A 10,796-nucleotide genomic window follows, 5' to 3' on the forward strand; every position below is an offset into this window, starting at 1 on the left:
TCATCCCTTGATCGCTCCCGATGAGATTCCGCGCATGAACGAGCGTTGGAAACCGAGGAAGGCGAGGATGGAGGGCACCATCGCCAGCGTCGAGGCGACGAGGACGACGCCGATGCCCACCTCGGGGTCCGCGCGCAGGCTGCTCAGCGCCAGTGGCAGGGTGTAGTTCTTCGCGTCCGAGGCCACCAGCAGCGGCAGCAGGTACTGGTCCCAGATCATGGTGAACCCGAACACCCCGATGACGCCGAGGGCCGGAGTCACGGTCGGCAGCACGACCGACCAGAAGACCCGCAGCTCGCCCGCGCCGTCGAGCCGCGCGGCCTCCTCGAGCTCCTTGGGGACCTCCTTCATGAACTCGGTCATGACGAGGATCGCGAAGCCCCACGCGACGATCGGCAGGATCATCCCGCCGAGCGAGTCGGTGAGGTTGAGGTGCAGCACGGGCAGGTCAGACAGCACCACGGCGAGCGGGATGGCGAGGATCTCCTCGGGCAGCATCATGGTCGCCAGGATCAGCACGAGGACGATCCCGGCGCCGCGGAACTTCCTGCGGGCCAGCGCGTAGGCGGCCAGTACCGACACGGCCATCTGCAGCAGCAGCCCGACCCCGACGACGAACAGCGAGTTGCCGAGGTAGTGCAGCACGTCGCGGCTGAGCGCCGCGCGCCAGTTGTCCAGCGTGACGGCGGTCGGGACCAGGGAGAGGTGGGACGGGTCGCGGTTGGCGTCGAACGCCCCGACGAGGATCGCGACGAGCGGCCCGGCGAAGGTGAGGACGACCAGCACGCAGACCAGCGCCGTGATCGCCCGGAGCCACCAGCTGTTCTCGGCGCCGAGGCCCAGCGCGGTGTCGAGGTTCCTGCTCATGATTCCTCCTTGCGCACGCCGGAGCGCACGAGCAGCGTCAGGACGATGGTGGCCAGCAGCAGCACGACGGACCCGGCAGCGGCGACGCCGAGCTCGACGCGTTCGAACCCGAGGCGGTAGATCAGCGTCATGAGCACCTCGCTCGACCCGTTGGGCCCGCCGTTGGTCAGGAGGTACACCTCCGTGAAGATGCGCATGGCGCGGATCGCCGCGAGCGTCAGCAGGATGGCCATGGCCGGACGCAGCGCGGGCAGTGTCACGTACCGGATCCGGCGGGCCCAGCCGGCGCCGTCGAGCGCGGACGCCTCGTAGAGCGAGCGGTCCACGCCGACCAGGCCGGCGATGATGATGATCATGTCGTAGGGCGCGTCGCGCCAGATGCCCACGAGGATCACCGACAGCAGCGAGGTGTCGGGGGAGTTGATCCACTGCGACGGCTCGATCAGGAAGAGGCCGAGGATGCTGTTGGCCAGCCCGTCGTCGGTGGGGTGGTAGATGATCCGCCAGAGCTCGGCGATCACCGCCGTCGGCACGACGACGGGCAGGAAGGCCGCGGAGCGGACGAACCAGAGCCGGCGCGCCTGCCCCTCGAGCAGGAGCGCGAGGGCGAACCCGACGAGGACCGCGCCGGCGGTCTGGGCGACGGCGATGATCGCCGTGTGCCCGGCCGCGGAGAGGAACTCGTCGGTGGCGAGCAGGGCGCGGTAGTTGTCCCAGCCCACCCAGGAGTTGCCGAGGTAGGGCTGCACGTCCTGGAAGCTCATCACGAAGGCCTGGCCCATCGGGATGAACTTGAAGTAGGTGAACAGCACCAGGGCGGGGGCGAGGAAGGCCCACGGGACCCACCAGCGGCCCAGACGGCCGCTCCGGCGCGCGGCCGGGGTGCGCCAGGAGGGCGGTGCGGGTGCCTCGTCCTTGGTCAGCACGGTCATGGCGCGAGCACCTCCTGGTCGGCGAGCTCGGCCGTGAACACCTGGTCGAGCTCCTCCATCTCCGTGCGGACGTCGAGCGAGCAGTCGCTGATCAGGGCGTTGAGCGTGTTCGCCGACGCGGTCAGGAACGGGGTCCAGTTGGGGACGGCGGGCACGTACCTGCCGTTGTCGTCGTAGAGCTCCTGGACGGTCTCCCACTCGTGCGCGTCCCGCATGCCGCCCATGTCGACCGTCGAGTTCACGGGCAGCCGCACGATGTTGCCGTCCTCGTGCCCGGCCATGCCGATCTCCTGGCCCTCGGGCGAGATCACGAACTCCGCGAAGCGCTCCTGCGCGCTCTCGCTGTCCGAGCCCTGCATGAGGTAGACGTTGTTGCCCTCCGCCAGGGTGGTGAGCCCGGCCGGGCCGGGCGGCGGCCGCAGGGCCTCGAGGTCGTCGCCGAGGGCATCGACGAGCGCCGGGAGCTCGTAGGGGGCGACGAGGAACGACCCCGCACCGCCCGTCTGGAACGTCTCCTTGGCGTTGGTCGTGTCCTGGCTGCTGGCGCCCGGCTGCAGCACGCCCTCGGTGCACGCGAGGTCCCGGATCCAGGTGGCCGCCGCGACGGACTCGTCGTCGGCGACGGCGGAGCGGTAGCCCTCGGGGGTCTCCTCGAAGTACTCGCCGCCGCCGGACCAGAAGAAGGTCGACGTGTTCCACGAGATGTAGCCGCGCTCGGTGGTTCCGGGGACGGCGATCCCCGCCACCTCCTCGCCCGTGCCGGTGGGGTCGTCCTCGACGTACCCGCGCCACATGGCGACGAGGGATTCCCAGTCGGTCGGCACCGGCAGCCCGAGGTTCTCGCGCCAGTCCTTCCGGTTGAGGAGCGCCACGGTGTGCGCCGTCATCGGCACCCCGTAGTAGCCGCCGTAGTAGGAGCGGGCGCCGTCCCAGGCCCGCTTGTTGATGTCCTCGGAACCCTCGATCTGCTCCCGGTCGACCTCCCGGAGGAAGCCCTGGCTCTGCATGTTGCCGAGCTGCGCGGTGTCGTTGATGACGATGTCCGGCAGGTTGCGCTGGACCGCGCGCTGCTGGAGCTTGATCTCGAAGTTGTCGGAGATCGACGTCATGGTCGCGGGGATCCCCGTCTCCTTCGTGAACTCGCGGACGAGCTCCTGACCGATGAGGTCGGAGGGGCTACCGGGTCCCTTGCGCTGCCAGATCTCGAGCGACTGCTCCTGCGCGGGCACCTGGTCGACGTCCGCGGCCGCGGTCATGCCCGAGCATCCCGTCAGGGCGAGGACTGCGGCGAGGCCCGCGAGGGCTGTGCGTCTGGTCATGAGCTCCGTCGTTCATGAGGGGTGAAATGTGAGTGTCACCGTAGGAACCGGATTCCATGCCTGTCCAAAACCCGTATGGCATGGACTGATGCCCTGAGTGCATCCAGGTCGGTGCTCGCGGGCGTCTGCTAGCGTGTGGCGCAGTCGTCCAGGTCCGCCTTGTCCTGGGCAACGTCGATGTTCCGCCCGGTGACGGGGGCGGCGGAGGGGGCGCGTGTCCCGCCCCACCGCAGTCCTGGATGTCCCCAGGCGGGCCACGGGTCGCACCCGTCCCGCACGCGTCGGGACTCAGCAGTAATGACTCAGCAGTAGTCAGGCACCGGCGACCCCGGGTGGCCCGTCCCGCCGGGCGGCGATGAGGACACCTCATGCCCCGAGCCGCCACCGGCTACGGCCCTCTGCTGCGCACACCCGGCGCCGCCGCCTTCTTTCTCACCGCCGCGACCGGCCGGATCGGCATCGCCATGACGGGCCTCGGCCTCGTCTGGCTGCTGCACGACCGCACCGGCTCCTACGCCACCGCCGGCCTCGCCGCGGGCGGGTTCGCCCTCGCCGAGGCGCTGGTCGGCCCGCAGCTGGCCCGCCTGGTCGACCGGTTCGGCCAGACCCGCGTCCTGCCGTGCTACCTCCTCGCGCACGGCACCGCCGTCGTCGGCCTCCTCGTGTCGACGACGCCGGCCGCCGCGATCGTCGCCGCCACCTGCGCCGGGGCGGCCGTGCCCCAGCTCGGCGCGCTGTCCGGGGCGCGCTGGGCGCACCTGCTGCGCGCCGAGCGCGGCGACGAGCTGCCGACCGCGTTCTCGCTGGAGTCCCTGGCGAACGCCACCGCGTTCCTCGTCGGCCCCGTCCTGGTCACCGCGCTCGGCGCGGCCGGCGACGCGGTGCTCGCCAGCGCCATCGCCGCGGCCCTGATCCTCGGCGGGGGTGCGGCGCTCGCCGCCCAGCGCCGCACCGCACCCCCGCCCGCCCGACCGAGCGCCGACGGCGCGGTCCGGGAGCGGTCCTCCCTGCTGCGGCCGGCCTTCCTGCTGCTCGCGTGCCTGAACCTGGCCATCGGCCTCTACTTCGGCACCATGGGCGTCGCGGTCACCGCCTTCGCCGTCGGCCACGGCATACCCGCCGCGGCGACGCCGATCATCGCCGCCGCCAGCCTCAGCGGGCTGCTCGCCGGCTGGCTCTACGGGCTGCGCCGGCACCCCACCCCCGCGCCCCGCCAGCTCGTCGTCGCCGCGACCTACCTGACGGCGACGGCGGTGCTCCTGCCGCTGGCGCCGTCCGCCGTCTGGCTCGGCGCCGCCGTCGTGCTCACCGAGGCCGCGATACCGCCCACCCTCGTGCTCCTGACCGTCCTGACCGAGAGGGCGGTCCGGCCAGGCGCGCTGACGCAGGCCTTCACCTGGAACAACTCCGCCAGCGCGGCCGGATCGGCGCTCGCTGCGTCGCTGGCCGGCCGCGCCGCCGACGCCTGGGGCCCGTCCGGGGCGTTCGTGCAGGCCCCGGTGGCGGGGGTCGTCCTGGTGTTGCTGGCGGTGGTGCTGGCGAGGGTCCTCGTCCGGGGCCGGTGACGTTGGGTTGCGAGTGGCGCTCGTCGTCCTACGTTGGAGTAGAGGTCAGGAGGACTCCCGGACCCGTTCCGGGAGATGGCTTCCTGGGGGATGACATGGCCGAGAACAACGAGGCACCCTGGTGGATCGCCATGTCGAATGATCAGCGCGCCGCGCCCCCGGACCTGCGCCGACGGGCGTGGGTCCATGCGCTGCGCAGCACGGTGCGGCAGTTCTCCCTGGACCAGTGCCTGGACCTTGCCGCCGCCCTGACGTGCTACGCCGTGCTCGCCGCGGCGCCCGCCCTGCTGGTGCTGGTCTCGGTGCTCGGGCTCGTGGGCAGTGGCGGACAGGCCGTCGAGCGGGTGATCGGCACGATGGAGGGCATCGTGCCGCCGGACGCGCTGGCAGTCGTCGAGCCGCTCGTCCAGAACGTCGCCGACGCCGGGGGCCAGGCCGGGCTCGCCCTGATCCTCGGTGTCGTGCTCGCGTTGTGGTCGGCGTCCGGCTATGTCGGCGCCTTCGGGCGCACGATGAACCGGATCTACGGGATCGACGAGGGCCGCCCCGTCTGGAAGCTCCGCCCGGTCATGCTGCTGGTCACGCTGGTGACCGTCGTGATAGCGGCGCTGGTCGTCGCGGCGCTCGCGCTCAGCGGGCCGGTCGCGCAGGCGGTGGGCGACGCCGTCGGCCTGGGCGCGACGGCCGGGATGCTCTGGGACATCGCCAAGTGGCCGGCGGTGCTGCTGCTGGTCGTCGTGCTCGTCGCGATCCTGTACCACGTCACGCCGAACGTGCGGCGGCCCAAGGTGCGCTGGCTCAGCGCAGGCGCGTTCGTCGCGATCCTCGTGTGGGTGCTCGCGTCCGCCGGCTTCGGCCTCTACGTCGCCGCGTTCGCCGGCTACGACGCCACATACAGGTCGCTGGCCGGCGTCATCGTGTTCCTGCTGTGGCTGTGGATCACGAACCTCGCGCTGCTCTTCGGCGCCGAGCTCGACGCGGAGCTCGAGCGCGGGCGCGAGCTCCAGGAAGGCATCGCCGCCGAGGAGGCGGTGCAGCTGCCGCCGAAGGACGTGCGCGCGAGCGAGAAGCGGCTGGCCAGGTGGCGGCAGCAGGTGGAGCGCGGCCGGGAGCTGCGGGTGTCGGCTCTGCGAGCCCGCGGCGACCGCTGAGCTTCCGACTACAGTGCGTCGGATGAACAGGTGGCTCGCCCGGCTCGGCGCCTGGGCCGCGGACTACGCCTGGGCCACCGACCGGCAGCTACGGCACCTCGTGCGGCGCTCCCGCCTGCCCGCTGGGCCCGGTGGTCCGGGGTCCGGCGGCTCGGCGTGCCTCGGCAGGGCGCCCGTCGTCCTCCTGCCCGGGATCTACGAGCCCTGGGAGTTCCTGGGCCCCGTCGCCGACGCGCTGACCCGTGCCGGGCACCCCGTCCACGCCGTCCCGGGACTGAAGCACAACGCCCGGCCCGTCCCCGAGGCGGCCGACGTCGTGGTCGAGCTCCTCCAGCAGGCCGACCTGACCGGCGTCGTCCTCGTGGCGCACAGCAAGGGCGGCCTCATCGGCAAGCACGTGATGCTGTCGGCCGCGAGCGACCGGGTGCTCGGCATGGTCGCGATCGCCACGCCGTTCGCCGGCTCGCGCTGGGCGCGGTACATGCTCTCGCGCGCGCTGCGGTCGTTCGACCCGGGCGACCCGGTGCTGCTGGCGCTCGCGGGCGAGCTGCTCGTCAACGAGCGCATCACCGCCGTCTACCCGACGTTCGACCCGCACATCCCCGAGACCGGGCACCTGCCCGGCGCGCGGAACGTCGAGCTGCCGCTGTCGGGCCACTTCCGGCCGCTCGGACACCCGCTCCTGGTCGACACGGTGGTGCGCGAGGTCGCGCGGGTGGAGGCGGAGCACGCCGTCGGCTGAGCGCGGGTTACGGCAGACGCGCCGCGGCGTGGTCCACTGGAGTGTGCTCACCGTCCGCCACTCGTCGCCGCGGCGTCTCGACGTCGGCCTGACGCTCGGGCCGCTCGGGCACGGCCCGGCGGACCCGACGTTCCATCGGGCCGCGGACGGCACGGTCTGGCGGACGTCGCTGCTGCGCAGCGGCCCGGTGACCCAGCGGTTCGTCCCGGCCGGGCCCCACGAGGTCGTGGTGCACCTGTGGGGCGACGGCGCCCGGGAGGCCGGCGAGGCGCTGCCGGCGCTGCTCGGCGAGGACGACGACGCCGCGGGCTTCGCGCCGCCCCCGCAGGTGCGTGACGCCCACCGCCGCGCCGTCGGCATGCGGATGCCGCGCAGCGGCCGGGTGCTGGAGGCGCTGGTGCCCGCGGTGCTGGAGCAGCGCGTGCAGACGGTGACAGCGCACCGGGCGTGGCGAGCGCTCGTGCGCCGGTACGGGACGCCGGCGCCGGGGCCGGCGCCCGAGGGGCTGCGGGGCGGGATGTGGGTCGTGCCTGACGCGCGCGCCTGGACCCGTGTGCCCGTGTGGGACTGGCACCGCGCCGGCGTCGACCCCGGACGTGCCCGCACGGTGACGCGGTGCGCGCTGGTGGCGCCGCGGCTCGAGGAGGCGTCCGCGATGGTGCCCGAGGAGGCCCGTGCGCGGCTGGAGAAGGTGCAGGGCGTGGGGGTGTGGACGTCGGCCGAGGTGGCGCAGCGGGCGTTCGGCGACCCGGACGCCGTCTCGGTGGGCGACTTCCACCTGCCGGCCGCGGTCGGCTGGGCGCTGTCCGGCGAGCGCACCGACGACGACGGCATGCTGCGCCTGCTGGCGCCCTACGCCCCGCACCGGCACCGGGTGGTCCGGCTGCTCATGCTGGACGGCCGGCACCACGCGCCGCGTCGCGGGCCGAAGACGCCGATCGCGGACTACCGGGCGTTCTGACCCGAATACCGGGCCGGGGTCACGTCGAACCGCGGCGGCACCGCGACTGAGCTTGAGCTGCGTGCTCGGCGGCGCGAGCGCTTGTGGGGTCCGCTCGGTACGCGGGGGCGCTGAGTTCGGTCAGTTGCTGGTGTGCTGGCGTTGACTTCGGTCCCTTGCTGGCCTGTCACGTTGACTTCGGTCGGTTGCCCTGAGATCGGTCGGTTGATTGACCGATCTCAGGGCAAGGGACCGATCTCGGGTCGCATAGGAGGCAACTGACCGAAGTCATCCGCGCTGAGGTCGGCACATTGCTCGCGGCTCGACGCCGAGGCCAGGAGCCGACCTCAGGGCCGAGCCCCGACCGCCTGCGTTGGCCTGCGTGCTCGTCAGCCCGCTCGCTTGTCGCCGCTCTCGCCGGCCCCGCTGACGGACTTGCCAGCCGTCTTGTCCGCCGGTCCGCTCGCCGCGCCGTCCGCCTCCCAGCGGCTCGTTGCCGCCCAGCTCGCGAGCACCCGCAGCGCGTCGCCGGACGCCGAGCCCGGCTCCGTCCCGTAGGCGATCAGCATGAGCCCCGGTTCCGAGGCCAGGGTCATGGCCTCGTAGGTGAGGTCGAGGTCACCGACCACCGGATGGTGGACGTTCTTCCGCCCGGTCTGGTGTGCGCGGACGTCGTGGGAAGCCCACAGCGTGCGGAAGGCGTCGCTGCGCGTGGAGAGCTCGCCGACCAGGTCGCTGAGCGCGCGGTCGTACGGGGCGCGGCCGGCCTCGGTGCGCAGGATCGCGACGGTCTGCTGCGCGGTGTCGTCCCAGTCCCGGAAGAACTCCTGGGCACCGGGGTCGAGGAACACGAAGCGCGCGAGGTTCTCGGGCGGTTCCCGATGGTCGTGCCGTTGGCCGGCCGGCGTATGGTCCAACGGCGTCCGGTCGAACAGCGGGGAGAACAGCGCCCGCCCGAGCTGGTTGGTGGCGACGGCGTCCAGGCGCCCGTTCTGCACGATGACCGGCACGTTCTCCATCGTGTCGAGCAGGTGCTGCACGCTGGGCCGCACCTGCACCTGCAGCGGCCTGGCCGGTCCGTGGCGCCGTCGCGGACGAGCGCCCTGGTTGGCGGTGCGGACGAGGTCGTAGAGGTGAGCCTGTTCGGCGTCGTCGAGCTGGAGGGCGCGGCCGATGCCCTCCAGGACCGACTCGGAGACCCCGGCGGCGTTGCCGCGCTCCAGGCGGACGTAGTACTCGACGCTCATGCCCGCGACCAGGGCCACCTCTTCGCGGCGCAGGCCGGGCACCCGACGTCGTCCGCCGAAGTCGGGGAGGCCGACCTGGTCCGGGGTGAGCCTGGCCCGTCTGGTGGTCAGGAACTCACGGATGTCGTCCCGGATGTCCATGACTCGAACGTACGTCACCGGCGCCGTGCTGGCACCGTTCCAGGGGGTCACTGGCATTAACCCTATAGAGAGGGTCTCCCTGCGCCGCGCGGAGCGACGTCTCCTGGAGCCATGGACACCAACACGAAGGTCTGGCTCATCACCGGCGCCGGCCGCGGGCTCGGCATCGACATCGCGCAGGCCGCACTGGCCGCCGGCCACTCGGTGGTCGCCACCGGCCGCGACGCGGACCGCGTGGAGGCCGCGATCGGTGAGCACGAGAACCTGCTCGCCGTCGCCCTCGACATCACCGATCCCGACGCCGCCACCGCCGCCACCCTGGCGGCCGTCGACCGCTTCGGGCGCATCGACGTGCTCGTCAACAACGCAGGCAACTTCTACGCCGGGTACTTCGAGACCATCAGCCCCGACCAGTTCCGGGCGCAGCTGGAGACCAACTTCTTCGGCCCGCTGAACGTCACGCGGGCGGTCCTGCCGGTCATGCGCGCACAGCGCAGCGGCCAGGTCATCACCGTCACCTCCACCGCGGGCCTGATCGGCGGGGAGTTCACCGCCGCCTACGCCGCGTCGAAGTTCGCCCTGGAGGGCTGGATGGAGTCGCTGAAGTACGACGTCGAACCCTTCGGCATCTCCACGATGGCCGTCGAGCCGGGCTTCTTCCGCACCGAGCTGCTGGTCGAGGGCGCCTCGACCATCTGGCCCGAGCTGGAGATCGAGGACTACGCCGAGCGCACCGCCCGGACCATCGAGACCTGGAAGAGCATGAACGGCCAGCAGGCCGGCGACCCCAGGAAGCTCGCCGAGGCGCTGGTCACGCTCTCCGACACGGACAAGCTCCCGCTGCGGTTCGTCGCCGGCGCGGACGCCATGGGCGCGGTCGAGCTGAACCTCGCCACCATCGGCGAGCAGATCGCGGAGAACCGCGGCCTGTCGGCCTCGCTGGCCTACGACGCCTGATCGACGGCGCACCACGTACCACGCAGCACGGACGCCGCCGGCACGAGCGCGCGGCGTCATCCGGAAAGAACCACGAACATGAGGGGCAAGGCACTGTGAACTCCAACCTGACCGGAACGGTCGCACTCGTCACCGGCGCCAGCAGCGGCATCGGCGAGGCAACCGCGCTGCGGCTGGCCGAGGAGGGCGCGTCCGTCGCGCTCGTGGCCCGCAGGGCCGGCCGGCTCGACACCCTCGCCGCGCAGATCGAGGAGGCCGGCGGCACTGCGCTGGCCGTCGCGGCCGACATCACGGACCGCGCCCAGGCCGAGGTCGCCGTGCAGACGGCGATCGACCGGTTCGGCCGCCTGGACGTGCTCGTCAACAACGCCGGCCTGATGCTGCTCGGCCCGGTCGTGGGCGCCGACGTCGACGACTGGGAGCGGATGCTCGCGGTCAATGTCCAGGGCCTGCTCTACATGACCAACGCCGCGCTCCCGCACCTGCTGAAGGCTGCCGACGACGACCCCCGCCGGGTGGCCGACATCGTCAACATCAGCTCGATCGCCGGCCGCGTCGCGTGGGCGAACTACGGCGCGTACAACCTCACGAAGTTCGGCGTGAACGGCTTCACCGAGTCGCTCCGCCAGGAGGTCACCCAGCGCCACGTCCGGGTGGGCGTGCTGGAGCCCGGCGGCGTCGCGACCGAGCTCGGCTCGCACAACAGCGGCGCGATGCGCGACCACATCGACGACTTCGTCGCCACCACGGAGATCCTCGAGGCGCGGGACATCGCGGACGGCATCGCGTACATGGTGACCCGCCCGCGGCACGCGTCCATCGCGGAGCTGTGGGTCATGCCCACCGACCAGGCCTGAGCCGAACAACCGATCCAGCGGGCGATCCGACGTCGGCAGGTTGCATCGAGATCGGTCCACCTCTGGACCGATCTCCTG

10 protein-coding genes are annotated in these 10,796 nt (G+C 72.3%); 6 read left to right on the forward strand and 4 right to left on the reverse strand.

The features are described 5' to 3' along the window. From ACFT2C_RS02980 to ACFT2C_RS02990, 3 genes are read right to left on the reverse strand one after another with little or no spacing between them, the layout of a single operon-like run. Positions 1-867 carry a carbohydrate ABC transporter permease gene (locus ACFT2C_RS02980; protein ID WP_377205502.1) on the reverse strand — a complete coding sequence of 289 codons (867 nt, stop codon included), beginning with the start codon at positions 865-867 and terminating at the stop codon, positions 1-3. Continuing rightward, on the reverse strand, positions 864-1,799 hold the full coding sequence (locus ACFT2C_RS02985; RefSeq protein WP_377205503.1) for a carbohydrate ABC transporter permease: 936 nt from the start codon (positions 1,797-1,799) through the stop codon (positions 864-866). Before ACFT2C_RS02985 ends, ACFT2C_RS02980 begins: the two co-directional genes overlap by 4 nt. Further along, a complete protein-coding gene (locus ACFT2C_RS02990) occupies positions 1,796-3,118 on the reverse strand; it encodes an extracellular solute-binding protein (RefSeq protein ID WP_377205504.1) in 1,323 nt (440 codons plus the stop codon). The genes ACFT2C_RS02985 and ACFT2C_RS02990 overlap by 4 nt, the downstream gene beginning before the upstream one ends. 368 nt (positions 3,119-3,486) lie before the next feature. Here ACFT2C_RS02990 and ACFT2C_RS02995 point away from each other — a divergent pair, with 368 nt between their 5' ends. From ACFT2C_RS02995 to ACFT2C_RS03010, 4 genes are all read left to right on the forward strand, one after another. Continuing rightward, a complete protein-coding gene (locus tag ACFT2C_RS02995; RefSeq protein WP_377205505.1) occupies positions 3,487-4,683 on the forward strand; it encodes an MFS transporter in 1,197 nt (398 codons plus the stop codon). A gap of 95 nt (positions 4,684-4,778) precedes the next feature. Further along, positions 4,779-5,834, forward strand: a complete 1,056-nt coding sequence (locus ACFT2C_RS03000; protein WP_377205506.1) for a YihY/virulence factor BrkB family protein — start codon at positions 4,779-4,781, stop codon at positions 5,832-5,834. A 22-nt stretch (positions 5,835-5,856) separates the two neighbouring features. Then, entirely contained in the window at positions 5,857-6,576 is a 720-nt protein-coding gene (locus ACFT2C_RS03005) for an esterase/lipase family protein (RefSeq protein ID WP_377205507.1), read from the forward strand. A 28-nt stretch (positions 6,577-6,604) separates the two neighbouring features. Then, positions 6,605-7,537, forward strand: a complete 933-nt coding sequence (locus ACFT2C_RS03010; protein ID WP_377205508.1) for a DNA-3-methyladenine glycosylase family protein — start codon at positions 6,605-6,607, stop codon at positions 7,535-7,537. 368 nt (positions 7,538-7,905) lie between these two features. Here ACFT2C_RS03010 and ACFT2C_RS03015 read toward each other — a convergent pair whose 3' ends face one another. Then, entirely contained in the window at positions 7,906-8,904 is a 999-nt protein-coding gene (locus tag ACFT2C_RS03015; RefSeq protein WP_377205509.1) for a helix-turn-helix transcriptional regulator, read from the reverse strand. 111 nt (positions 8,905-9,015) lie between these two features. Here ACFT2C_RS03015 and ACFT2C_RS03020 point away from each other — a divergent pair, with 111 nt between their 5' ends. Both ACFT2C_RS03020 and ACFT2C_RS03025 read left to right on the forward strand, forming a co-directional pair. Further along, the gene (locus tag ACFT2C_RS03020; RefSeq protein WP_377205510.1) at positions 9,016-9,861 is read left to right on the forward strand and encodes an SDR family oxidoreductase; all 846 of its coding nucleotides are present in this window, start codon (positions 9,016-9,018) and stop codon (positions 9,859-9,861) included. A gap of 95 nt (positions 9,862-9,956) precedes the next feature. Then, complete coding sequence (locus tag ACFT2C_RS03025; RefSeq protein WP_377205511.1) at positions 9,957-10,718, forward strand: SDR family NAD(P)-dependent oxidoreductase; 762 nt, start codon at positions 9,957-9,959, stop codon at positions 10,716-10,718. The last annotated feature ends 78 nt before the right edge of the window (positions 10,719-10,796 follow it).

Source organism: Promicromonospora sp. NPDC057138, assembly GCF_042670845.1.
Taxonomy (GTDB): domain Bacteria; phylum Actinomycetota; class Actinomycetes; order Actinomycetales; family Cellulomonadaceae; genus Promicromonospora.